This is a genomic window from Streptomyces cinereoruber, assembly GCF_009299385.1.
In the GTDB taxonomy this organism is placed as follows: Bacteria; Actinomycetota; Actinomycetes; order Streptomycetales; family Streptomycetaceae; genus Streptomyces; species Streptomyces bikiniensis.
In genome coordinates, this window is sequence record NZ_CP023693.1 from 2718149 (window position 1) to 2742656 (window position 24508).

The 24508-nt window shown below is 74.3% G+C and carries 17 protein-coding genes, 1 tRNA gene and 2 pseudogenes; 9 read left to right on the plus strand and 11 right to left on the minus strand.

The window, feature by feature from the left end:
- Position 1 precedes the first annotated feature (1 nt).
- On the minus strand, positions 2-1612 hold the full coding sequence (locus tag CP977_RS12040; RefSeq protein ID WP_062755563.1) for a dynamin family protein: 1611 nt from the start codon (positions 1610-1612) through the stop codon (positions 2-4).
- A 303-nt stretch (positions 1613-1915) separates the two neighbouring features.
- On the opposite strand from CP977_RS12040, the gene CP977_RS12045 reads away from it, so the two are divergent.
- Positions 1916-1988, plus strand: a tRNA-Arg gene (locus CP977_RS12045).
- Positions 1989-2153: 165 nt separating this feature from the next.
- Here the strand turns inward: CP977_RS12045 and CP977_RS12050 are convergent.
- Entirely contained in the window at positions 2154-3179 is a 1026-nt protein-coding gene (locus tag CP977_RS12050; RefSeq protein WP_183953195.1) for an RNA-binding protein, read from the minus strand.
- 217 nt (positions 3180-3396) lie between these two features.
- On the opposite strand from CP977_RS12050, the gene CP977_RS12055 reads away from it, so the two are divergent.
- Positions 3397-3882, plus strand: a complete 486-nt coding sequence (locus CP977_RS12055) for an Imm21 family immunity protein (protein WP_167308937.1) — start codon at positions 3397-3399, stop codon at positions 3880-3882.
- A gap of 190 nt (positions 3883-4072) precedes the next feature.
- A complete protein-coding gene (locus tag CP977_RS12060) occupies positions 4073-5896 on the plus strand; it encodes a TerD family protein (RefSeq protein WP_152370075.1) in 1824 nt (607 codons plus the stop codon).
- A gap of 73 nt (positions 5897-5969) precedes the next feature.
- On the opposite strand, the gene CP977_RS34020 is transcribed toward CP977_RS12060, so the two are convergent.
- Both CP977_RS34020 and CP977_RS12065 read right to left on the minus strand, forming a co-directional pair.
- A complete protein-coding gene (locus tag CP977_RS34020; protein ID WP_167308889.1) occupies positions 5970-6146 on the minus strand; it encodes a hypothetical protein in 177 nt (58 codons plus the stop codon).
- A gap of 406 nt (positions 6147-6552) precedes the next feature.
- A pseudogene (locus CP977_RS12065) lies at positions 6553-7464 on the minus strand (LysR family transcriptional regulator); the annotation flags it as partial.
- Positions 7465-7553: 89 nt separating this feature from the next.
- Between CP977_RS12065 and CP977_RS12070 the strand changes: the two are divergent.
- The 4 genes and pseudogenes from CP977_RS12070 to CP977_RS12085 all read left to right on the plus strand — a co-directional run bounded on the left by CP977_RS12070 (position 7554) and on the right by CP977_RS12085 (position 11380).
- Entirely contained in the window at positions 7554-8474 is a 921-nt protein-coding gene (locus CP977_RS12070; protein ID WP_152370076.1) for a zinc-binding dehydrogenase, read from the plus strand.
- A 17-nt stretch (positions 8475-8491) separates the two neighbouring features.
- Positions 8492-9526, plus strand: coding sequence for an alpha/beta hydrolase family protein (locus tag CP977_RS12075; protein ID WP_372460641.1), 1035 nt, complete (start codon positions 8492-8494; stop codon positions 9524-9526).
- A 174-nt stretch (positions 9527-9700) separates the two neighbouring features.
- Positions 9701-10167, plus strand: a pseudogene (locus CP977_RS12080) (sigma factor-like helix-turn-helix DNA-binding protein); the annotation flags it as partial.
- 64 nt (positions 10168-10231) lie between these two features.
- Complete coding sequence (locus tag CP977_RS12085) at positions 10232-11380, plus strand: winged helix DNA-binding domain-containing protein (protein ID WP_152370077.1); 1149 nt, start codon at positions 10232-10234, stop codon at positions 11378-11380.
- Between the two features lie 12 nt (positions 11381-11392).
- On the opposite strand, the gene CP977_RS12090 is transcribed toward CP977_RS12085, so the two are convergent.
- The 4 genes from CP977_RS12090 to kdpF are packed head-to-tail and all read right to left on the minus strand — an operon-like array spanning position 11393 to position 15966.
- Positions 11393-12064 (minus strand): potassium-transporting ATPase subunit C, encoded by a 672-nt coding sequence (locus tag CP977_RS12090; protein ID WP_152370078.1) that lies wholly within the window; start codon positions 12062-12064, stop codon positions 11393-11395.
- Between the two features lie 19 nt (positions 12065-12083).
- Complete coding sequence (kdpB, locus tag CP977_RS12095) at positions 12084-14201, minus strand: potassium-transporting ATPase subunit KdpB (RefSeq protein WP_152370079.1); 2118 nt, start codon at positions 14199-14201, stop codon at positions 12084-12086.
- Positions 14198-15862, minus strand: coding sequence for a potassium-transporting ATPase subunit KdpA (kdpA, locus tag CP977_RS12100; RefSeq protein ID WP_152370080.1), 1665 nt, complete (start codon positions 15860-15862; stop codon positions 14198-14200). Before kdpA ends, kdpB begins: the two co-directional genes overlap by 4 nt.
- Positions 15863-15876: 14 nt before the next feature.
- The gene (gene kdpF / locus CP977_RS12105) at positions 15877-15966 is read right to left on the minus strand and encodes a K(+)-transporting ATPase subunit F (protein WP_062755548.1); all 90 of its coding nucleotides are present in this window, start codon (positions 15964-15966) and stop codon (positions 15877-15879) included.
- Positions 15967-16425: 459 nt separating this feature from the next.
- Between kdpF and pucL the strand changes: the two genes are divergently transcribed.
- Positions 16426-17343: a factor-independent urate hydroxylase gene (gene pucL / locus CP977_RS12115; RefSeq protein WP_062755546.1), complete on the plus strand. Its 918-nt coding sequence runs from the start codon at positions 16426-16428 to the stop codon at positions 17341-17343.
- A gap of 352 nt (positions 17344-17695) precedes the next feature.
- Positions 17696-18973, plus strand: a complete 1278-nt coding sequence (locus CP977_RS12120; protein WP_062755544.1) for an IS701 family transposase — start codon at positions 17696-17698, stop codon at positions 18971-18973.
- Positions 18974-19128: 155 nt separating this feature from the next.
- Here CP977_RS12120 and CP977_RS12125 read toward each other — a convergent pair whose 3' ends face one another.
- The 3 genes from CP977_RS12125 to CP977_RS12135 all read right to left on the minus strand — a co-directional run bounded on the left by CP977_RS12125 (position 19129) and on the right by CP977_RS12135 (position 24390).
- Positions 19129-21159, minus strand: a complete 2031-nt coding sequence (locus CP977_RS12125; protein ID WP_109185977.1) for a helix-turn-helix domain-containing protein — start codon at positions 21157-21159, stop codon at positions 19129-19131.
- A gap of 223 nt (positions 21160-21382) precedes the next feature.
- The gene (locus CP977_RS12130; protein WP_062755540.1) at positions 21383-22264 is read right to left on the minus strand and encodes an AfsR/SARP family transcriptional regulator; all 882 of its coding nucleotides are present in this window, start codon (positions 22262-22264) and stop codon (positions 21383-21385) included.
- A 485-nt stretch (positions 22265-22749) separates the two neighbouring features.
- On the minus strand, positions 22750-24390 hold the full coding sequence (locus CP977_RS12135; RefSeq protein WP_062755538.1) for a vWA domain-containing protein: 1641 nt from the start codon (positions 24388-24390) through the stop codon (positions 22750-22752).
- Positions 24391-24508: the final 118 nt, after the last annotated feature.

Sequence of the window (24508 nt, forward strand, 5' to 3'; positions counted from 1 at the left end):
GTCACTTCTCCTTCTGCAGTACGGAGAGCGCGGCGATCAGCTCCGCCTGCGGCTCGGGGGTCACGTCGAGCGCGTCGAGGGGGGCGAGGCGCCGGTCGCGTTCGGCGTGCAGGACCCGGTCGACGTACGTGAGGACGAGTTCACCGCCCTTGTCGCGCAGGCGCAGGGCGACCTGGGCGCCGAGGAGTTCGGCGAGGCGTTCGCCGGCGGGCCGGGTGCGGCGGCCGCCGAGGAGGGAGGCGGCGAGGAGGGCGGCGACGGTGTCGGTCTCGGGCAGGGCGCCGCGGGAGCCGGCGGGGCGCTCCACGTCCCGTACCTCCTCCTCGGCCAGTTCTTCGAGCACGCGGCGCCAGCGGCGCGCCTCGACGCCGATCCGCTCGCCGGTCTCCCGGTCGGCGCAGGTCCGCACCGGGCCGAGGGCCTCGGCGGCGGGCTCGTGGCGCCAGCCGTCCCGCACCCGCTCCTCGGCGGCGGAGACCGCGCAGTGGAGGAGGGCGGCGAGGGATTCGGTGAGGGCGTCCAGGAGTTCGTCGGCGGTGCTGTCGCGGGGGTAGGCGCGCCAGCGGGTGCGGGCGTCGCCGGCGAGGACGGCGCCGCGGCCGAGCTGCTTGCGCACCCGCCGGCCCTGCTCGTGGTAGGCGGCCTCGACGACGCCGCCGAGGCGGACGGCGGCGGCGTACTGGGCGGAGACGGCGCCGGCGAGTTCGGGGAGCCGGGTGTCGAGGGAGTCGATGACGCCGAAGGCGGTGCGGTCGGCGGCCTGCTGGTGGGCGGCCGGGTCCTCGGCGCGGTGGGCGAGCCAGCCGCGGAGGGCGGCGACGGCGCTGTCGGGCAGCAGTCCGCTGCCGCCGCCGGTGGACTCGGGGAGTTCGGGGATGGTGAAGCGGGGCACGTCGCCGAGCCCGGCCCGGTCGAGCAGGGCGCCGTACTGGCGGGAGACCTCGCCGATGACCTGGTGGGGGACGCGGTCGAGGACGGTGACGAGGGTGGCGTCGTACTCCTTGGCGGTACGGAGCAGGTGCCAGGGGACGGCGTCGGCGTACCGGGAGGCGGTGGTGACCATGACCCAGATGTCGGCGGCGCAGATCAACTCGGCGGCGAGGAGGCGGTTCTCGACGACGAGGGAGTCGATGTCGGGGGCGTCGAGCAGGGCGAGGCCCCGGGGCAGGGAGGAGGAGGTCTCGACGCGGAGGGCGTTCTCCTCGGGGGCGGGTTCCTCGACGGGGTGGTCGTCGTCGGCCTGGGGCAGCCAGACGCGGGTGAGCTGCGGCAGGACGCGCATCCCGGCGAACCAGTGGTGGTCCTCGGGGTGGCAGACGAGGACGGGCGTGCGGGTGGTGGGTCTGAGCACGCCGGCCTCGCTGACGCGGCGCCCCACAAGGGAGTTGACGAGCGTGGACTTCCCGGCCCCGGTGGAGCCGCCGACGACGGCGAGGAGCGGGGCGTCGGGGTCCTTCAGCCGGGGCACCAGGTAGTCGTCCAGCTGGGCGAGCAGCTCGACCCGGTTCTGGCGGGCGCGGTCCGCGCCGGGGAGGGGCAGGGGGAGACGCACGGCGGCGACACGGTCGCGCAGGGCGGAGAGTGCGTCGATCAGCTGAGGCCGTTCGTCCAAGGTCACCACATGCGAAGAATGCCCAATTTATGAGTGTTTTTGAAGCGTATGGGGGCCCTGCGCGCCGAAGAAAAGGGCGGTGACCGGAAGACGGGGCATAACGAGTGCACAACACCCGCCCCGAGCGATGCGAAAAGCGCTGCGCGAATCGCACCTGCCTGCGATTATCGTTCCGCTTCACCGAACCTCCACATCGTGCCACGCAGGCGAAGCAACCGGGCCAAGGCGATCGGAGCCCTATCCTTGTCCCGGCAGGCCACACCCCACCCACCAGGGGGCTCCTGGCCACACGGCCACCACCCGGCCCCCGTAGCTCAGTGGATAGAGCAGGTGCCTTCTAAGCACTTGGCCGCAGGTTCGAGTCCTGCCGGGGGCGCATCACGGAAGACCCTCCTTCGGGAGGGTCTTTTTCTGTTCGGAGGCGGTTTTCGCCCGGAGGCGGGTGTGCCGGTGCGAGGACTCCGGATGGCTTGATCGGTCCGGCTGAAGCCGGCCGGAGGTGGTCTCCGGCGGTCGTTCGGGCCGAAAACGGCTCGCCGTTTCAGTCGCCCACTGCCCGCCTCGCTCCGCCCCGCGCGCTCTTCTCTTGGGGCGAGTCGCCGAGGGATCGCTCGGCCTGCCGGCGGGCACGCACCACTCCGTCGCTATCAGGCACGACAGCGGAGAGGAGAGGGACGCGTTCATCGACGTACATGGGCAGAAGCGCCGCGGCGTCGGCACCGGAGATTCGGGCAACCAGTTCCGGAAACCCCTCCTCGTCGGCGATGGCGCTGTGGATCCGGCCGTCCTTTTCCTGCCAGACGCCCTCGATGAGGCCCTCAGCGGGGAGGGCGGCGAGGACGGCAGCGCTGTCCGAGGACAGGTCCGGCCACACGGCCAGGCGCGCGCGGGGAGCAAGAGCGGCGCGAACCATGTCGACGGTGTCGCTGGTGAGGCGATGCCGACGCGAGGCGTTCTGGACGTAGATCTCTTCCAGGAGTACGGAACGGCCGCCGGTCACAGCCCTGTGCAGGCCGGCCCAGAAGTCGTCGCCGCCCGGCCGCAGGACGCCGTCCTCGTCGGGCTCGAAGTCGTACGGGGACGCGTCCAGGCGTTCCGGGTGCAGGCCGAGCTCGCGGGTGCGGGCCAGTGCCGCGCGGTGAGGCCGTCTGCTGCCGATGTAGAGGTACTGGTCCCGCCCGACGTGCACGGCGAACGCCCCCTCCGCCTCCAGCCGGCACCGGGCTCCGCCGTCCCGCAGCATGAGCCGCACGAGTTCCACCCCGGTGTCCAGCGGCACCTCGGCTCCGTCGTGGAAGTCGGCGAGACCGCCCGGAAGAAGCGCGCCGAGGCCGAAGTCCTCCGAAGGCGCCTCGACTCCGCAATGGGCGAACGAGGCGATCTCCGGCTCACGGACGGCCAAACGGTCGACGCCGGCCTCCACGGCGAACGCCTGAACCGCCTGGAGACAGGCCTCCTCCACCTCGCCGTGATCGCTGGTGGTGTCCTCCGTGCCGGTGTAATGCCCGTGAGCGCCGCGGTCGGCGGGGTCGTACTTACTGACGCGAAAGACGTGGGAGAGCTGCACGCCGTCATCTTCCCGGTGCCGCCCGCGGGAAGTGCCACGGACTTGGGGCGGGGCATCGGTACGCGCTGTGAGGCCGAACCGGGATCCGCGGATCAGTTACGTCGCGCGACACGACACGAGCCGCAGGTCGCAGGGGCCCCACCACGGCCGGGTCCCTCTGGTCCGATATGCACGGCCACCCTCGACGTTTGTCGGAGGCGGTGTGATGATCCGTCGCATGGCCGTCTGGCTCGATCGCACCGACTTCGCCCGCTACGCGCTCATCCCGGAGGAACTCCTTCCGGCGTGGGAGGGAAGCGAGGCGGACGACGTGATCGACGAGTACGTCTCGGCCCTGCGGCCGGCCGGCCGCAGGGTCCTGACGCTCGGCGCCGAACCCCTGTCCATCACCTGGCTCGCCGAGTACCTCACGTTCGCACGCTGGTGCTACGCCGACGACGACACAGGACTGCCACCCGCGGTCCGGGACGCCTCGGTGTCCGACGGCTGGGAGGACGTGCTCTCCCTCGAACTCGGGGGGCGATACGTCCTGGCCGACGCCGCCTACGAGGCCGACAGGACCCTCGACTCGCTGCGGGGCTCGGGGCAGCCGGCGGAGGCACTCCGCGTCGAAGTGCCTCCGGGGCGCTACCGCGTCCAGTCGCTGGTTGCCGATCCCGACCCGAACACGCAGTTCATGCTGGAACGGCTGCTGCCCGAATGACCGGTCCGCCGACGGGCCCTCCCTCCGCCGAGGTGCCGTCATGCGCTGTGGCGCCCGTCCCCGGTACGCGCCCCGGCCGGGGCACCGCCCGCGTACTCGGCCGCGGGTTCGGGGGTTCCCCGGAACGACAAAGGAGACAAAGCGGCATTCCGGTTGAAGTCGTGCTGGTGTCCGGATCATCCTTGCTGCCGTGTCCCTCGCCACCACGCTCGACGTGTCCCGCCTGCCCGACTACGCGTACGACTGGGCCCTGGTCGACGTCGAGACGTCCGGGCTGGTCGCCCGGCGCGATCGGGTCCTCTCGGTCGCGGTGCTCACCTTCGGGCCGGACGGGGTCCAGAACGGCGAGTACTCCACCCTGCTGAACCCCGGCTGCGACCCCGGGCCCGTGCACGTCCACGGCCTGACCGCGGAGCGGCTGAGCGGCGCCCCGACCTTCGAGCAGGTGGCCGGACGGATCGGAGCGCTCCTGCAGGACCGCGTCATGGTGGCCCACAACGCGCAGTTCGACTACGACTTCCTGGCCCACGAGTTCGCCCGCGCCCGGCTCCACCTCCCGGTCACCCGCCGCCTGTGCACCCTGGCCCTGAACCGGCGGGTGGAACCGCCCGTCGCCGACCTCAGTCTGGCGTCGCTGGCCGCCCACTACGGCGTGCCGCAGACCCGCGCCCATGACGCGCTGGACGACACGCGCGCCCTCGCCGGGATCTTCCGGTCCTCCCTCTCCGAAGCCGCGCGGCTGGACGTCCCGCTGCCGCTGGTGCCCTGCCCGCCCCGGCAGGACCCGAAGTTCGCGCCGAATCCGCCGAAGACCCCGTGCGCCTACCGGAATCCCGGCCGTCCGGCGCCCGGTGGTCCGCTCGTCCAGGGCATGAAGGTCGCCATCACGGGCGAGACGGCGACCTCCCGGGCCGAGCTGGTGTCCCGGGCCGTCGCCGCCGGGCTGAACATCATGTCGTCGGTCAGCCGGCACACCAGCGCCCTCGTCACCAACGACGCGGCCTCGGGCTCGGCGAAGGTGCGGCGCGCGATCGCCGAGGGCGTCCCGGTCCTCGACGAGCACGCCTTCCTGAAGCTGCTGGGCGAGGTGCGCCCCGGGACGCCGCACGAGGACCGGACGCCGTCCCCCGTCACGGTTCCGGCCGTCACCGCCGTCACCGCCGTCGCGGCTCCGTCGACGCCCGCGCGTCCCGTCAAGCCGTTCGGGCGCCGGCGGGTGCTGGTCCTGGGCGGCACCCACGAGGAGGCGGCCGCCGCCCGGGCGCGGATCGTGGACATGGGCGGTGCCGCCGCCATCAACCTCTCGGCGAGCGTCACCGACGTCGTCCTCTTCCCCGGGGGCGAGCGCGACCGCCGCATGGCCCGCGTCACCTCCCTCGGGCTGCCGGTCCGCGAGCCCGCCTGGCTCGGAGCGCCGGTCCCCGAACCGGGCGGGCCGACCGGGTCCACCGAGCCCGTCGAGGCCCCCGCCCCGGCCGGTGTGACGGCCGACGTCCTGCCGCGCGGCGGGGTCATCGACCTTCCCGCGCCGTCCACCGCCGGTCGCTGGCACGTGAGTGCCTCCTGGGCACAGCAGACCACCTGTGAGATCGACGTCGTCGCCCTCGTCCTCGACGAGGACGAGCAGGTCTCCTGCGACGGGGACTTCGTCTTCTACGGTGCGCCGGAGAGCCCCGACGGGTCCGTCCGCCTCCTCTGCGACGGTCCGACCGAGCAGACCGTCGCCGTCGACCTCGCGGCGCTGCCTCCGGCCGCCCGCAGGATCGCGATCGCCGCCGCCGTCGACGGTGCCGCCACCTTCGGGGACGTCGGGGCGGTCCACCTCGCCCTCGCACCGGGCGTCGACGCCCCGGCCACGGCCCAGGCCACCCTGGACGCCGCCACCAGCGAACGCACCCTGCTCCTCGCCGAGCTCTACCGCCGGGGCCCGCTGTGGCGCTTCCGTGCCGTCGGCCAGGGGTACGACCACGGTCTGGAGGCTCTCGTACGGGGGTACGGCGTCGAGGTGGAGTAGCCGTCGCGGGGCGCTCGGACGGCGAGCGGCCTCTCCCGCGTCCTGCGCCGCTGCCGGACCGGTTCCGGCGTCCTCACCAGCCTCCGGCCGGTACCGGGCCGTCGATCGCGTGGTGGGGTTCGTTCTCGGCCGCGTACTGGTCCCCGACGACGAACGTGCAGGCGCAGTCGGGGCATTCGGCTCGGCCGAACAGCCAGGTGAGGCCCTCCGCCAACTCGGCGAAGCCGAGGGCCCGGGCCGTTTCGTGCATCCACGCGGCCAGGCCGTCGAGGTCGCCGGGGTCGGCTCGGCGGAGCGGGCGATGTCCCGCAGATGCGGAAGCGCGGCGAAACCGGCCGCCGAGACCGTGAGGCCCTCGGTGGCGAGGAGGTGCCAGAGTTCCCGCCACGCCTCCTCGTCGTGGGACGGCGAGCGCAGGACCCGTTCGAGAACGGGTGGAACCTCGTCGTACGGTCCTCGCCCGTACCTCGGCAGCCGTCACTCGCCCATGCGCCCGATTCGAGCACGGAGCCGGACGCGGCCGTGCGGCCCCGGCACTCGGAAGGTCGGTCGTGGGCAGGGGAGGCGTCAGGGGGCGGCCGTGTCCGCGTGCGCCCCACCAGGAGTCGATCCCGGGTGCACCTGTGCGGTACTCCCCGGCGCGGACGGGGACGAGGGGGGTCGGGGAGCCAGTCGCGGGCCGGGTCGTACTCCAGCCATCTGCTCCGCCGCGCCTCGGCGGCGCAGGCGGCGGTGAGGCGGTCCAGGCCGGGGTGGCCGTCGCCGGTGCGCCAGAGCAGGGACCAGGCGTACAGCGGGGTGGGGTCCACCAGCGGTACGGAGCGGAGGCCGGGGGCCTCCGGCAGGGGGACGTCGGCGGGCAGCAGGGCGAAGCGGCGCGGGTCCTCCGTGATTCCGGCGAGGAAGTGCCCCAGGCCCAGGTTGACGCTCACGGCCGTCTCGCGGACGCCGAACCGGTCCGCGAACCGGTGGAGGAAGTCCAGCCGGTCCAGCGGGCCGGGCGCCCACAGCACGCCGGAACTCAACTGGTCGGGGCGGAGGGACGGTTCGGCCGCGAGGGGGTGGCCGGCGCCCAGTACGGCGTCCACCGGTTCGAGGCGGACCAGGCGGTGGGTCAGGCCCGCGCGCAGCGGAGGGTGGACCCGGCCGAAGGCCACGTCGACGTCGCCCGCGAGGAGCGCGTCCGTCACCGCCGGCAGGTCGCGCCCGTGGCCCAGTACCAACGCGCCTGATTTTCCCGCCACTTGGGCCAGGGTGCGGGTCGGGGCGTACAAATGGCCCCAGACGTCCACGCGGAGCGGGCGCTCGTGTCCGGTCACCGAGGCGACCGCCGCGTCGGCGGCCGCCACCGTCCGCCGGGCCGGCCGGAGGAAGCGCTGCCCGGCCTCCGTGAGGCGCACTCCCCGGCCGTCGCGCAGGAACAGCCGGGTGCGGAGCAGGGATTCGAGGCGCGCGATCCTCTTGGACAGGGCCTGCTGGGAGATGCCCAGCGTTTCGGCCGCCCGCCCGAAGTGCAGCTCCTCGGCGGTGCGTACGAAGGCGCGCACCTGCGCCACGTCGAGATCCACGGCCCTCACCCTAGGCGACAACCGGTGGTTGTCGGAGGCTCCCTTCCGTTGTTGGAACGGCGGCCGGGCGCCGGGTTTGCATGCCCGTCATGCAGAGACTGATTCCCACCGGGGAGGCGGCCCGTCCGGTCGCCTTCGCCGAGGTCCCCCAGCCCGTACCGGAACCGGGGGAGGTACTGGTCAAGGTGGAGGCGTTCGCGCCGAACCGGGGCGAGACGTTCCTCCTCGAAGCCCCCGCGCCCGGGTTCCTGCCCGGCAAGGACGTCGCCGGGCTCGTCGTCCAGGAGGCGGCGGACGGCTCCGGGCCCGCCGTCGGCACCCGTGTGGTCGGGCATCCGGCGCGGGGCGGCTGGGCCGAGTACGCCGCCGTGCCCGTCCACTCCCTCGCCGTCCTCCCGGACGGTGTGGACGGCGTACGGGCGGCGGCCCTGCCCCTGGCCGGGATCACGGCCCTGCGGCTGCTGCGGACGGTCGGCGCCCCGGCCGGACTGCGGCTGCTGCTCACCGGCGCCTCGGGCGGGGTCGGCCACTACGTCACCGAACTGGCCGTCGCGGCCGGGGCCGAGGTGACGGCGGTGACGGCCACTCCGGAGCGCGGCGCGCGGCTCGCGGAGCTGGGCGCGCACGTGGTGCACGACGTCGCGGAGGCGGCGGGGCCGTTCGACGTCGTCCTGGAGTCCACGGGCGGGCCCGACCTGCCCCTCGCCCTCGCGAAGGCGCGGCCGGGCGGCACGCTCGTCTGGTTCGGTCAGGCGAGCCGCACCCCTGCGACCCTCGACTTCTTCGCGCTCCTCGGCGGGCCCGAGCGCGTCGTGATCCGGCACTTCCACTACGCCGGCGCCCCCTACGGCCCCGATCTCGCGACGCTGGTGCGCCTGGTGGACCAGGGCCGGCTGCACCCGGAGATCGGCCGGGTCGCCCCCTGGGGACTGACCGCCGACACCCTCGTCGAGCTGCGGGAACGCCGCATACGCGGCAAGGCCGTCCTGCTGACGGGAGAAGCACGATGACTGATAGGAAGAGCGCGATGACTGACGGGAAGAGCACGATGAGCGCGTCCGACGCCATGGCCGGCTTCGTCGCCGAGCAGTGGACCCGCGTCACCGGCGTGGGCGTCGATCCGCACGAGTACCGGCGCGTCACCGACGGCCTCGCCTCAGTCGCCGAATGGGGGCCGGCCTTCCTGCGCACCGGGCGGGAGCACCTGGAGCGCGCCGAGGACGCCGGATCGCCCCTTTCGGCGGGTACGCACCTGCTGGCGGCGGCCCGGTGGTTCCACTCCGCGACGCTGGCGCCGTACGCGGAGGCGGCCCGTGCCGCCGCCGCGGCGGACGACGCCCTGGGCCGGGCGCTCGCGCTCCTCGAACCGGGGGCGCGGCGGGTGAGCGGCGAGGGGTTCACGGGATGGCTGCGCGTTCCCCCCGCCGGACGCGGTGACGGCGCGGTCGGGACCGTGATCGTCGTCCCCGGGCTCGACTCCGCCAAGGAGGAGTTCCTCGACCTGGCGTCCGCGCTCCTCGCCCGGGGCCTCGCGGTGTTCGCGATGGACGGCCCCGGGCAGGGCGTGCTCGCGGCGTCGTCGGTCCTCGTGCCGGAGTACGAGGAGGTCGTTGGCCGGGTCGTCGACGCCCTCGGCGTCCCGCGCGTCGGTCTCGTCGGCCTCAGCCTGGGCGGCTACTTCGCGGCCCGGGCGGCGGCGCTCGAACCGCGCGTGGCGGCGGCCGCCACCGTCAGCGGCCCGTTCCGCCTCGACTGGGACGAACTCCCGCCCCCGCTGCAGGACATGGTGGTCCGGCGTACGGGAGGGGTCGACGCGGCCCGGGAGTTCGCCCGGCACGTGGACCTCGCCGGCCTGGCGCCCCGCGTCACGGCGCCGCTGCTCGTCGTGGACGGCGGGCAGGACGTCATCCCCGGCGTGACGAACGGCGAGCCGCTGGCCCGGTCGGCCCCCCGGGGGACCCATCTCTCCGTCCCGCACGGCGACCACCTCCTCGGGAACGCGCGCCCCGACTGGCTGCCCCGCCTCGCCGACCACCTCGCGCACACGCTGACGGGGGCGTGAGCACGGGCCGTCCCAGCCGCTCGCGGCGAGTGACCCGCGTCACAGGGCGCCGGACGTGTCACAGGAACCGGTCGGGCGGTGTCTTGAGGACGAGCCCTTCGAAAGACAGAAGGGCGGACCCCTTGAGCGGGGGAGACACCATGACCGGGGACACCGAGGTGGTCGTGATCGGCGGTGGCCGAGGACGTCGAGCTCGCCGAGAGCGCGTCGATGGCGATGGTGCTCGTCCTGGAAACGCCGTCGCCGACCGAGCGCGCCGTCTTCGTGCTGCGCGAGGCCTTCGACGTCGGGTACGACGAGATCGCGGCCGCCGTCGGCAAGAACCCCGCCGCCGTCCGCCAGATCGCGCACCGCGCCCCCCCGGCACGTCGACGCCCGCCGCCCGCGCCGGGTGGTCTCCCCGGCCGGGGCCAGGGCGGCCCTGGAGTTTCTACCTCGGCGGCTCCGCGAAGGCCGGGGTCGCGATCGCCTGCGAGCCCACGGCGGTCAACGGCGATCCGGCGCTCGCCGTGTACCTGGACGGCGCGTTCGACGGCGTCATGGCGCTCCGGGTCGTGGACGGCCGCATCACCGGCCTCTCCTGCGTCCGCAACCCCGAGAAGCTGACCCGCTTCACGGCGGAGACCCCCCTCACCCTGCGGCGAGGGGGCGGCACTCGCCGCCCCTCCGACCACCGCGCGGGCGAGCGCGCGCGAGAATCGCCCCATGGTGATCACCCCGCGCGGCCTCAACCGCTCCACCCTCGCACGGCAGTTGCTCCTCGCCCGCGAGCCGGTCGGCGTCGAGGAGGCCGTGCGGCGGGTGGTGGCGCTCCAGGCGCAGCAGCCGGGTTCGCCGTACGTGGCGCTGTGGAACCGGATCGCGGGCTTCGAGCCGGAACGTTTCGACGAGGCCCTGAACGGCTTCCGGGTGGTCCGCTCGACGCTGATGCGGCTCACCCTCCACCAGGTGCACGCCGACGACTACCGGGTCTTCCGGGAGGCCATGGAGCCGACGCTGCGCGGCGGGCGCCTCCACGACCCCCGGTTCGCGGCGGCCGGGTTCACGCCCGCCGACGCCGACGCGCTCCTGCCCGGCCTGCTCGCCCACGCCGCGGAGGCCCGGACCGGGGCCGAACTGCGGGAGCTGGTCGGGCGGGGCCGGGACGGGCCGGTGGCGCCCGTGGTCTGGCGGATGGTGCGCCAGTACGCGCCGCTGTGGCACGCGCCGACGGGACCGCCGTGGGCGTTCGGGAGCGCGCAGTCCTTCGTCACGGCGGCCGAACGGCCCGCGCTCGCCGACCCGGAGGCGTCCGCCGCCGCCCTGGCCGTCCTCCTCCGGCGCTACCTGGAGGGGTTCGGCCCGGCGTCCGTCGCGGACATGGCGCAGTTCACGACGGCGCCCCGCCGCCTGGTGCGCGAGGCCGTGCGCGTACGGGAGGAGGAGCTGGTACGGCTGGAGGGGGCCGACGGGACGGTCCTGTACGACGTCCCGGGCGCGCCGCTCCCCGACGGGGAGGTCCCGGCCCCGCCGCGCCTCCTCGCCATGTGGGACAGCGTCCTCCTCGCGTACGCGGACCGCTCCCGGATCGTCCCGCCCGCGTACCGGAAGCTGGTGGTCCGGGTGAACGGCGACACGCTTCCGACGCTCCTGGTCGACGGGTACGCGGCCGGGGTCTGGCGGCCGGTCGACGGCGGGATCGAGGCCACGGCCTTCCACCCGCTGTCCGCCGGGGCCTGGGAGGGCCTGGCCGCCGAGGCGGCGGCGCTGGGCGGCTTCCTCGCCGCCCGGGACCCGCTGGTCTACCGCCGCTACGACCACTGGTGGGCCAAGGGCTTCCCGGCGGCGGAGACCCGGGTGCTGCCGGCCGGTTGACCGGACCGCCGGTCAGCTCTTCGCCACCAGCTCCCGCAGCGCCACGTTGAGCGCGAGGACGTTGACCCGGGGCTCCCCCACGAAGCCGAGGGCGCGGCCCTCCGTGCGGTCGGCGACGAGCTTCGCGACGGCCGCGACGGGCAGGCCGTTGCGCTCCGCGACCCGGTGGACCTGGAGCCGGGCGTACTCCGGGGAGATGTGCGGGTCCAGGCCGGAGCCGGAGGAGGTGACGGCGTCGGGCGGCACGTCCGAGGGCCGCACCTCGTACGAGGCCGTCGAGTTGTCCCGTACGACGGCCGCCCGGGCCTCCTTCACCCACCGGATCAGGTCGGCGTCGTCGCCGGACCGGTTGGTCGCGCCGGACAGGAGCAGGGAGTGGCGGGTGTTGACGGAGTTGGTGCCCAGGCCGTTCGAGGGGCGGGGCTGGAACCAGCGCAGGTCGGGGCCCGGGGCCTCCTCGCCGTCCTGCGCCGGCAGGTCGTAGCGCTGCCCGACGAGCGAGGAGCCGACGACCCGGCCGCTCCCGTCCCGTACCTCGGAGCCGTTCGCCCGGCCCGGGAAGGCCAGTTGGGCGACGGTGGTGGCGGCGAGGGGGTAGAGGACGCCGCACACGAGGGTGAGGACGAGGAGGGCGCGCAGGCCCGCTCCGAGCAGACGTCCGGTCCTCCTGACGGAGTTGTTCATGGTCAGCACGCCTTCCGCGTCACCGCAGGCCGGGAATGAGGGAGAGGAGCAGGTCGATGAGTTTGATGCCGGCGAACGGGGCGACCAGGCCGCCGAGTCCGTAGACCGCGAGGTTGCGCCGGAGCATCGCGTCGGCGCCGGCCGGCCGGTAGCGCACGCCCCGCAGGGCGAGCGGCACCAGGGCGACGATGACCAGGGCGTTGAAGATCACGGCGGAGAGGATCGCGGACTCGGGCGAGGCCAGGCCCATGACGTCGAGCGTCTCCAGGCCCGGGTACGCCACCGTGAACATGGCGGGGACGATCGCGAAGTACTTCGCGACGTCGTTGGCGATCGAGAAGGTGGTCAGGGCGCCCCGGGTGATGAGGAGCTGCTTGCCGATCGCGACGATCTCGATGAGCTTGGTGGGGTCGGAGTCGAGGTCGACCATGTTGCCGGCCTCCTTCGCGGCCGACGTGCCCGTGTTCATGGCGACGCCGACGTCCGCCTGGGCGAGGGCCGGGGCGTCGTTCGTCCCGTCGCCGGTCATCGCGACCAGCTTCCCGCCCGCCTGCTCCCGCCGGATGAGGGCGAGCTTGTCCTCGGGGGTCGCCTCGGCGAGGAAGTCGTCGACCCCGGCCTCCTCGGCGACGGCCTTCGCGGTCAGCGGGTTGTCGCCGGTGATCATGACCGTGCGGATGCCCATGCGGCGCAGTTCGGCGAACCGTTCCCGCATGCCCTCCTTCACGACGTCCTTGAGGTGGACGACGCCCAGGACGCGGGCGCCCTCGGCGTCCTCCACGGCCACGAGCAGCGGGGTCCCGCCGGCCCGGGCGATCCCGTCCGCGAGCTCCCGCGCGTCCTCGGGGACCCGGCCGCCCCGCTCCTCCACCCAGGCCGCGACCGCGCCGCTCGCGCCCTTGCGGATCCTGCGGCCGCCGGCGTCCACGCCGGACATGCGGCTCCGGGCGGTGAAGGCGACCCACTCGGCGTCGGCGGGGGCGTCCGGGAGGGGTGCTGCGCCCGCCTCCACCGTCTCTTGGGCGAGGTCCACGATCGAGCGCCCCTCGGGCGTCTCGTCGGCGAGCGAGGAGAGCCGGGCGGCCCCGGCCAGTTCGGCCTCCGTGACGCCCCTCACCGGCACGAACGCGCAGGCCCGCCGGTTGCCGAGGGTGATCGTGCCCGTCTTGTCGAGCAGCAGGGTGCTGACGTCGCCGGCCGCCTCGACCGCGCGCCCCGACAACGCGAGGACGTTCCGCTGGACTAGCCGGTCCATGCCCGCGATGCCGATCGCGGAGAGCAGCGCGCCGATCGTCGTCGGGATCAGGCAGACGAGCAGGGCCGCCAGGACGACGAGGGAGGTCTGCGCGTCGGCGCCCGCGTACACCGCGAAGGGCTTGAGGGTGACGACGGCGAGCAGGAAGACGATCGTCAGCGAGGCGAGCAGGATGTTCAGGGCGACCTCGTTGGGGGTCTTCCTGCGGTCGGCCCCCTCCACCAGGCCGATCATCCGGTCGATGAAGGTGTCGCCGGGCTTCGTGGTGATCCTGACGACGATCCGGTCGGAGAGCACCTTCGTGCCGCCGGTCACCGCGCACCGGTCGCCGCCGGACTCGCGGACGACCGGGGCGGATTCGCCCGTGATCGCGGACTCGTCCACGGAAGCGACCCCCTCGACGACGTCGCCGTCGCCGGGTATGACGTCGCCGGCCTCGCAGACCACCAGGTCACCGACCCGCAGCTCGGTGCCGGGCGCCGGCTCCTCACCGCCGGTCCCGGTGACCCGGCGGGCGACCGTGCCCGTCCTGGCCCTGCGCAGGGTGTCGGCCTGCGCCTTGCCCCGGCCCTCGGCGACCGCCTCCGCCAGGTTGGCGAAAACGGTGGTGAGCCACAGCCAGGCGCTGATCGCCCAGCCGAACCAGTCGCCGGGATCGGTGAGGGCGAGCCCGGTGGTGACCACGGAGCCGACCCACACCACGAACATGACGGGGGACTTGGCCATGGCCCGGGGATCGAGCTTCCGGAGCGCGTCCGGGAGGGCGGCGGCCAGCTGTTTCGGGTCGGACAGACCCCCGCCGACACGGCCGGGCCGGGTGTCCGGGCGCCGTTCCTCGGGGGCGCCGGCCCGCGGGGGCCGGGCGGGGGCGGTGGTGCTCATGCTGCGAGCCCTTCGGCGAGCGGTCCCAGCGCGAGGGCCGGGAAGTGGGTGAGTCCGGCGACGATCGCGACCGTGCCGAGGAGGAGGCCGCTGAACAGCGGCTTCTCGGTGCGCAGGGTGCCGGCGGCGCGGGGCACGGGCGTCTGTCCGGCGAGGGAGCCGGCCAGGGCCAGGACGAACACCATCGGCAGGAAGCGGCCGAGGAGCATCACGACGCCGAGCGTGGTGTTGAACCACGGGGTGTCGGCGCTCAGACCGGCGAACGCGGAGCCGTTGTTGTTGGCGGCCGAGGTGTACGCGTAGAGGACCTCGGAGAAGCCGTGCGCGCCGGAGTGGGACATCGACCCCGGCGGGGTGGGCAGGGCCAGGGCGACGGCGGTGAACCCCAGGGCGAGCGCGGGGGTGACCAGGAGGTAGCAGGCGGCGTGCGTGATCTCCCGGACGCCGATCCGCTTCCCCAGGTACTCGGGGGTGCGGCCGACCATGAGCCCGGCGACGAAGACCGCGATCACGGCCATGATCAGCATCCCGTACAGGCCGGAGCCGGCACCGCCGGGCGCGATCTCGCCCAGCTGCATCCCCAGGAGGGTGATCCCGCCGCCGAAGCCGGTGTACGAGGAGTGGAAGGAGTTCACGGCGCCGGTCGAGGTCAGCGTGGTCGCCACGGCGAAGAGCGCCGAGCCGCCGATCCCGAACCGGGTCTCCTTGCCCTCGGTGGCCCCGCCCGCGAGGTCGAACGCCGGGCCGCCGTGGTGGAACTCGGTCCACAGCATCAGGGCGGTGAAGCCGGCCCAGATCGCGGCCATGGTGCCGAGGATCGCGTACCCCTGCCTCGGGGAGCCGACCATCCGGCCGAAGGTGCGGGTGAGGGCGGTGGGGACGAGGAGGATCAGGTAGACCTGGAAGAGGTTGGAGAGGGCGTTCGGGTTCTCGAAGGGGTGGGCGGAGTTGGCGTTGAAGTAGCCGCCGCCGTTGGTGCCGAGGACCTTGACGGCCTCCTGGGAGGCGACCGCGCCGCCGTTCCACTGCTGGGTGCCGCCGGTGAACCGCCCCACCTCGTGGATGCCGGAGAAGTTCTGGATAGCGCCGCACGCGACCAGGACGAGGGCGGCGACGACGGAGAGCGGGAGCAGGATCCGGATGGTGCCCCGGACCAGATCGGCCCAGAAGTTGCCGAGTTCACCGGTACGAGACCCGGTGAAGCCCCGGACGAGGGCGACCGCGACCGCCATGCCGACGGCCGCCGACACGAAGTTCTGCACGGCGAGGCCGCCGGTCTGCACGACGTGGCCCATGGCCTGTTCGCCGTAGTACGACTGCCAGTTGGTGTTGGTGACGAACGAGACGGCGGTGTCGAACGCCTGGTCCGGGTCGATCGACGCGAAGCCGAGCGAGCCCGGAAGGACGCCCTGCACCCGCTGGAGCGAATAGAGGAGGAGGACGCCGGCGGCGGAGAAGGCGAGGACGCAGCGCAGGTAGGCGGGCCACCGCATCCCCGTGTCGGGGTCGGCGCCGATCGCCCGGTAGATCCACCGCTCGGGGGCGAGGTGCCGCTCCGAGGAGTAGACGCGGGCCATGTGGTCGCCCAGCGGCCGGTGGGAGAGGCCGAGGGCGACGGCCAGGGCGAGGAACTGGAGGGATGCCGCGAGGACGGGACTCATTTTCTTCTCTCGCCTCAGAACCGGTCGGGCTTGACGAGGGCGAGGACGAGGTAGCCCAGGAGGCCGGCGGCCACCAGGAGACCGACGATGTTCTCGGCGCTCACTGCTTGGCCACCCCCTTGGCGATGAACGCCACCAGCGCGAAGAGCGCGATCGTGGTGGCGACGAAGGCCGCGTCGGCCATCGTGACTCCCGGATGGAGAGGGTCCCGGCTGCGGGAGCGGGACGGAGGTTTTCGGACGAGACGAGGAAAACCCCTCCCGGGCCGCCCGCCGTCTTCCGTTGACGGCCTCCTGACGCCGTACGTCTCCTTCTTGACGCCTTCCGTACGTCCCTTGACGCCCTCCTGACGCCCGGGCCCCGCCGTCACGGACCCATTGCCAGCCGCCGGAAGTGCACATATCTTCGAGGCCACACCTACGGACCGGGATGCTCGTCAGTCCCGGGGCGGCCCGCCGTTCACGGGCCGGACGGCGGGGAGCGGGCCCTCGGGACGACGGGGACGCTGGACGCCGGGCGTACGGGATATCCGTATCCACGTACCCGCGGGAGCTGAGCAGCACATGAGCAAGCACGTCCTGGCACAGAACCAGTACGGCAAGGCCGAGAACCGCATCGTCACCGTGACCCGCAAGGGCGACGACGGGGCCTGGCACGAGATCCGCGACCTGAACGTGTCGGTGGCGCTGCGCGGCGAGTACCGCGACGTGCACCTGACCGGCGACAACGGCAACTGCCTGCCGACCGACACCACCAAGAACACGGTGTACGCCTTCGCCAAGGAGCACGGCGTCGCCTCCCCCGAGGCCTTCGCGATCCACCTCGCCCGGCACTTCGTGACCTCGCAGCCGGTCGTCCACGAGGCGCAGATCCGGGTCGAGGAGTTCGGCTGGGAGCGGATCCCGGTCCCGACGCGCAAGGAGCAGCACTCCTTCGTCCGCAAGGGCCAGGAGGTCCGCACCGCGCAGGTCACGTACTCGGAGACCACCGGCCTCCAGGTCCTCTCGGGCCTGAAGGAGCTGACGGTGATGAACTCGACCAACTCCGAGTTCCACGGCTTCATCAAGGACCGGTACACGACCCTCCAGGAGGCGTACGACCGGATCCTGGCCACCAAGGTCACCGCCCGCTGGGCGCACTCGGCCACGGCGGCGGCCGACCCGGAGCACGACTGGGACCGCTCGTACGAGAAGGTGCGCCGGCACATGCTGGAGGCGTTCGCGGAGACGTACAGCTACTCGCTCCAGCAGACCCTGCACGCGATGGCGGACCGGGTCCTGGACCACGTGTCCACGGTCAACGAGGTGCGGCTGAACCTGCCGAACAAGCACCACTTCCTGGTGGACCTGGAGCCGTTCGGCCTGAAGAACGACAACGAGGTGTACTTCGCGGCCGACCGGATGTACGGCCTGATCGAGGGCACCGTCCACCGCCAGGGCGTCCAGCCGGTGATCGCGACGAGCGACTGGATCACCGCCTGAGCCGACGGCTTCGGGCGGAAGGCGGGGCGCACGGGTCCGGGTTCCCGGCCTGGGGCCTTGACCGGACCGGCCCGTGCCGCCCCGCTCCGCGATGGTCCGGCCACGCAGTGCGACGGGTCAAAGCCCGGCCGGTGAGTCCGTCAGGTCCCCGCGAGGCCTTTCCGAGGGTCTCGCGGGGGTGCTCCGCGGGGCTGCGGGGAGGGCTGTGACCTGCGCGGAAGGAGGGGGAGGTGGTCCGGCCACCATCCGGCGGCCGAATCGGGTGCCGGGTACACCTCGCCCCCGGGGGCGCCACCGGGCGACGGTGGTGGTGCAGCGGGAAGGAGCTGCGCACCCTTCGGGCAGGAGTCTCGTGAGTACATCCGTCGCAACCAAGCGCAGGGCCGCCACCGGAGCCGTCGCCCCGGCCGTCTCCCTGGGCGCCGCCAGGTCCGTCGGCGCGGCCGGTGCGCGCGAGGGCGTCTACGCCGAGCTGTGTGCCGCGCTCTTCTCCGGCTTCGCCCGCCGCGACCAGCGCCTGAAGGCCGAGCAGTACCTGCACGGCCTGCTCACCGCGCAGGGCCGCAAGTCGATCCGCAACATCGCCGCGCAGATCGGCGGCCCCGCCGCCGAGCAGAGCCTGCACCACTTCGTGTCCAGCTCCACCTGGGACTGGCAGCCCATGCGGGCGGCGCTCGGCCGCCACCTGGAGCGGAACGGCTGCCCGCAGGCCTGGGTGGTGCGGCCCATGCCGATCCCGAAGGCCGGGGAGCACTCGGTGGGCGTGGACCGGCGCTTCGACCCGGAGCGCGGGCAGGTCTTCCACGGGCAGCAGGCCTTCGGCGTGTGGTTCGCGGGCGAGGACCTGAGCGTCCCGGTCAACTGGCGCCTCTTCCTGCCGGACCCCTGGGTGAACGACCGCACGCGGCGCGACCGCGCGGAGGTCCCCGAGGAGGCCGGCGAGGAGACCCTGGAGGAGTGCGCGGTCGCGGCGGCGCTCGACACCGCCCGCTGGCCCGACATCACCCGCAAGCCGGTCCTCATCGACATCCGGGGCGGCGCGGGCCGGTCGGCGCTCGCCCGGCTCGCCGGGGCCGGGGTGCCGGTCGTGGCCCGGATCGGTCCGGGCTCCCGGCTCGCGATCGCGGACCGCTCGCTGCCCGGCTTCGGGGCGGGCCCGCTGTCCGCCGTGCAGATACTGGAGTCCCTCAAGGGGCTGCGTCGGCCGGTGAGCTGGGTGGACACGGTGGGGGGCGTGCGGACCTCGCGGACCTCGCTCGCCACGGCGGTCCGGGTGGCGCTGCCGACTCCGGGCGGGGAGCGGATGCGCCCGCTGGTGCTGCTCGGCGAGTGGGACGACCCGCGGCGGGCCCCGTCGCGGGTGTGGATCAGCGACCTGACCGGGTCGCAGGCGGGCACCCTGCTGCGCCTGACCAAGCTCGCCCGCCGGGTGGAGCGGGACTTCGCGGAGGTCGGTGAGGAGGCGGGCCTGCGGGACTTCGTGGGCCGCTCGTTCCGCGGCTGGCACCGCCACATCACCCTGGCGTCGGCGGCGCACGCGGCGACGGTCCTGGCCGGCCAGTGGGAGTCGGGCTACGGCTCGGCACGGGGGTACGACTCCGGCTACGGGACACGACGCTCGGCGAGCTGAGACCCGGCGGGCTACGGGGCGACGGCCGGTCACCGGATGCGGCCGGCCCCCGGACACGACCGATCCCCGGATGCGGCGGGTCTCGGACACGGCCGACCTCCGGACGCGGCCGGTCTCGGATGCGGCCGGCTCCTGCGATGCGGCCGGCCCCCGGATCAGGCGCCGCGCTCCGGCGGGCGGGGTGGTTCGGGGGTGACGCGGCCGCGGGCCAGGGCCTCCCGGGTGCGCTGGAGCCGGAGCGCCAGCTGCACCTCCAGGACCTGGCCGGGCTTCTGCCACTCGGGGCCGAGGAGGTCGCCGATCCGCTCCAGGCGGCGGGAGACCGTGTTGGGGTGCACGTGCAGCGCCTCGGCGGCGTTGGTCGGGCTGCCGCCCGAGGCGAAGTACGCCTCCAGGGTGTGCGTGAGGTCGGTGAACCGCTCGGCGTCGTAGTCGAGCACGGGCCCGATCGCCGACTCCACGAAGCCGTCCACGTCGTTGTCGTCGGAGAGCAGCAACCCCAGGAAGCCCAGGTCCCGCACGGAGGCGGCGGAGCCGGTGCCGCCGAGGGCGCTCATCGCGTCGAGGCAGCGCCAGGCCTCCCGGTGCATCCGCCCCACGGCGTCCGGGCTCCAGCCGGGCCCGGCGGAGGCGACGGAGACGGGGTGCCCGAGCAGCGGGGACAGTTCGGCGGCGACGGCCCGGGCGGCGGCCGAGGCGTCGTCCCCCGGCAGCAGCAGCACGATGCAGCCGCCCTGCACGGTCTTCAGACCGGAGAGGCGGTAAGCGTACGAGGACGCCCACACGACCGCCCGGCCCTGCTCGCCGCCCTCGGGCCGGGCGAGCACGAGGACGTGCGGCCGGCGCAGGTCGACGCCGAGGCGGCCGGCCCGCTGGGCGATCTGCTGCGGCGCGTGCGGCGGGTCCGCGATGAGGTCGTCGAGGAGCTCGTCGCGGACGGGCCCCTCGGCAACGGCCGTGGAGCGCCGCATGAGGAGGAGGAAGGCGACGGACTGGGCGGCGAGTTCGAGGAGCCGTTCGTCCTCGCCGGTGAGTCCGCCGGCGGCGTGGACCACGAGGCCGCCGAGGTCCTCGGAGCCCGCGATGACCGGCGCGACCCAGGTGTCGTCGGCGGCGAGGACCGGGCGGCGGCGGGCGTGGGCGTCGAGCGAGGCCTTCTCGACGGCCTCCTCCGCGGCCTCCTCGTCGAGGCCGGGGACCTCTCCGACCAGGGCGAGGGACCGGCCGCCGGGGTCGCGGATCAGGACGCTCGCGTCGAGGGCGTCGGCGGCGGCCTTGGCCACGCTGCGCAGGTCGCCGCCCGCGAGGACCAGGTTCATGATGCGGCCGTGGGCCTCGCTGACGTGCCGCATCCGGGTGAGCCGGGTGCGCACGCGGGCGCTGTCCCGCTCCAGTTCGGAGACCTCGGCCCGGGTCCGGTCGAGGAGCCCGGCCTTCTCGACGGCGAGGGCGGCCAGGTCGGCGAGCGCGGCGAGGAGCCCGATCTCCTCGGAGGTGTGGTGGCGGACTCGCCGGTCCGCCCCGAACAGGGTGCCGATGACGGTGTCGCCGCTGCGCAGCGGCGCGGCCACGATCGCGTGCAGCCCCTCGGCGCGCAGGGCCGCCTCGGCGGCCTCGTCGAAGGCGGGGGCGTGGACGCCCGCGTCGAGGGAGCCGGAGGGGGCGAACCGCTCGTCGGCGAGGTAGTCCGGGGTCCAGACGGGCACGCCGTGGAGCTGGACGGCGCCGCCGAGCCCGTACCCCTCGGCGACCCGGAGGCCGGGGGCGAGGCGCGGGCCCTCGGCGCGGCCTGGGCGGGTGCCCTCGGTGGTGTGGACGTAGCAGGAGCCGTGCGGGCCGCGCAGGGTGACGTACGCCAGGTCGAGGCCGAGGAGCCGGCGGGCGCGTCGGGTGATGACGTGCAGCAGGCCGTCGAGGTCGTAGGAGAGGGTCAGGTCGCGGGCGGTGTCGGCGAGGGCCTCGAGCCCGGCCTCGCGGCGCGCGTCGTGGGCGCGTTCGGCGTGGACCTGGCCGGCGAGCACGACGGCCCGCTCCAGGCGGGCCAGTTCCTCGGGGCCGAGGCCGTCGCGGCGGGCCCCGTCGAGGAGGGCGTCGAAGCGGGCGGACGGGGCCTGCCGGGCGAGGAGTTCGAGGACCGTGAGCAGCGGGTCGGCACCACCGGCTCCGTCCGCGCCGTGCGTGGTCATGGTCCGAGCTCCCGTGTGTCGAGCAAAATCGGGCACCTGGGAGGAAACCCGTCCTGTCCGCCGAAACTAATTCGGCTTCGGAAACCGGTCAACGGTGAGCTGCGGCACGTCGTTCCCGTCGGGGCCCCGGAGGGTCCGGACGGCGGTCCGGCGGCGACCGCCCGAGGGGGGTGTCCGGCGATCGCGCGAGGGGCTTCCAAGGGTGTCCGGGGCCGACGGTCCGTCAGCCGACGGAGCCCGCCGGGACGAGTCGGGGGCGGGCCGGGGCGTACTGGGTGGGGACCCGGAAGCCGAGGGCGGGCCGCCCGCCGGTGTGCCGCCCGGCCAGGACCGAACGCTGGAGGCGCCGCAGCCGCGCCGAGGGCTCCATGCCGGTCTCCGCCTTGAGGGCGAGGCGCAGCCGCTCGTAGACGACGAGGGCCTGGTCGTGCTGGCCGCAGCGCAGCAGGGCGGCCATGAGGTGGGCGTGCAGGGGCTCGTTGGTGCGGTGGCGGGCGACGAGTCCGGTGAGCTCCGGGACGAGCTCGGCGTGCCGGCCGAGGCCGAGCTGCGCTTCGAGCCACTGGTCGAGGACGCTGAGCCGGGAGGTTTCGAGGCGCTCGATCTCCCTGCGGAGGCGGGGCCCGGCGGCGACGCCCGCGTAGGGGTCGCCGCGCCACAGGGCCAGGGCCTCGCCGAGGCGGAGCGCGGCGCGCGGGAGGTCGCCGGCCTCCATGGCCCGGTAGCCGGCGCCGGCCGCGCGCTCGAACTGCCAGACGTCGTGGGCGCCGCCGCCGGTGTCGAGCCGGTAGCCGCCGGGCTGGGAGACGAGGACCGCGTCGGCGGTGCGCCGGTCGGACCAGCCGTTCCGCGGGTCGGCGGGGCCGGTGCCGCGCAGGGCGTCCGCGATGAGGGCGCGCAGCCCGGCTATGTGGGCCTGGAGCTCGGCGCGGGCGCCGCGCGGCGCGCCGGACGGCCACAGCTCCTCGGTCAGGACGGTCACGGGGACGACCTGGTCGGCGCTGGCCGTGAGCAGGGCGAGGAGCTGCCGGGGCACGGCCGCCGTCGGGGTGATCGACACCCCGTTCTCGCGTACCGACAGTCCCCCCAGGATCCGGACGTCCACCTTGCCCCCTCAGTGCCTGTGCGGTGTCTGCGCGCGGGATGACTCTCGATGATTAGAAAAGACCCCCGTAGGCATGTCAATAAGAAACCGTAGGGTACGGAATCACCGCCTGGGATATCGGGGTGATCCACCCTCTTTGCCCGATTATGGGCGCATCGGTTTTTCGCCACTGGCCGAGAATGCACCCCTGGCGAAAGGCTGTTTCCGGACTGGGGGGTACGCTTTCGAGGATCCTCCGGGGGGAGCCGGGGGCCTCCGACCCTCGACTTCACGCCATAAACAGACGGGTCGGTACGGTTCGGGGACCGGTACGGAAAGCGGCGCGGGGCCGGGGATCGGCGCGGTCCGGGAGGGGGCGGCGGAGGGAAACGAAAAGGCGGCGGGCGGCGGGGGCGGCCCGTGGGCCGTTCCGTCCCGCCGCCCGCCGCGCGATGCCGGGCCGAGCGCCTGTCGGGCGTACGCCGGGGGCGCGCCCCGGACGTCCGTCAGCTGTACGGGTCGCCCGACCGCAGCTCCCCCTCCCCCGTCCCGCCGGGCTCCGACGGCTCCTCCGCCGGACCGCGCAGGGTCTCCGCCCTCCGTACCGACTCGGCGAGCTCCCGCACCACCGCCGAGCCGGACCGCTCGGCGATCGCGTCGGCGTGCCCCGCGAGCGTCCCGAGCCCCGGCGCCCCCGGCAGCGTGCCGCCCCGCAGGGTGTCCGCGAAGTAGGCGGCGATCGCGGTCAGCTGGAGGCTGTCGTGGCCGCCGCCCCAGATGTCGGCGGTCAGCGCGCCGGTCGCGACGGTGCCGGAGCGCTCGCGCGGGGCGCGGGTGGCGGGGTCGAGCCAGCGGACGGTGGCGGTGGCGACGGTCCCGGTCGCCCCGGGCCTGGTCCGCACCGCGTACAGCGCGGTGACCGTGTGGCCGGCCCCGATCTCGCCGCCGTCCACCCGGTCGTTCCGGAAGTCCTCGTCGGCGACCTCCCGGTTCTCGTACCCGATCAGCCGGAACTTCTCGACGGTCCGCCGGTCGAAGGCGACCTGCGCCTTGGCGTCGCGGGCGCGCAGCTCGACGTGGGCGGGCAGCTGGTCCACGAAGACCTTGCGGGCCTGCGCCGGGGTGGAGACGTACGTCGTCTGGCCGTCGCCCTCGTCGGCGAGCTTCTCCATGAACGCGTCGCCGAACTCGCTGCCGACGCCGACGCCGAAGAGGGTGATCCCGTACTCCCTGCGCTCCTCGTCGATGCGGGCGAGGATCGTCTCCGCCTCGGTGGAGCCGGTGTTGGCGAGCGCGTCGGAGAGCAGCACGACCCGGTTGGTGGCGCCCTTCCGGTGTCCCTCGACGGCGGTGTCGTAGCCGGTGCGGACGCCGGCCTCCACGTTGGTGGACGCGCCGGTCTCCAGGGAGCCCACCACCTCGCGGATCCGCTTCCGGGCCTCTCCGACGCGGGTCATGGGCAGCCGGGTCTCGGCCTCGGAGCTGAAGGTGACGAGCGCGATCGAGTCGTCGTCGCGCAGCTCGCCGACGAGCATGCCGAGGGACTCCTTGACGAGGTCGAGCCGCCCCGGCTCATCCATGGAGCCGGAGACGTCCACGACGAAGGTGAGCGCGGCGGGCGGGCGTTCGCCGCTCCGGTCCGCGCCCCGGGTGGCGAGCCCGACCCTGACCAGGGACCAGCCGTCCCGTCCGGCGCGGGCGCCGTCGAGGGTGACGCTGAAGCCGTTGTCGGCGGGGCGTTCGTAGTCCGGGCGGAAGCTGTTGACGAACTCCTCGGGGCGCACGGTCGCCGGGTCGGGCAGCCGGCCCTCGGCGAGGGCGCGGCGGGCGTAGCCGTACGAGGCGGTGTCCACGTCCAGGGCGAAGGTGGACAGGTAGTCGGGCGCGGGCGACGGGGACCGCTGCTCGCCCTCCTCGGGCGCGGCCGTCCCGGTGCGGCCGGCGTCGGGGGCGCCCGTCCCGGAGCGCCCGCCGTCGGGAAGGGCCGGCGCGGTGCGTCCGCCCTCCTGCGCGCTCCGGTCGGAGGTGGTCCCGTCGCCGGACGCGCCGCAGCCCGTGAGGGCGATCCCGGCGGCGAGCAACCCCGCGATCACGGCCGGAACCCGGCTCCGGCGCGGCCGGGTCCCGCTCGTCTCGTTGCGTTCCATTCCATGTCCCCCTCTTCGTAAGGCACTTGTGGATGTGACGAACGAAGGCCCCGAAAAAAGCAGACGAAGGGGTTGCGGATGGATCTCGATGCGGCAACGGCGACACGGGTGAACCCCG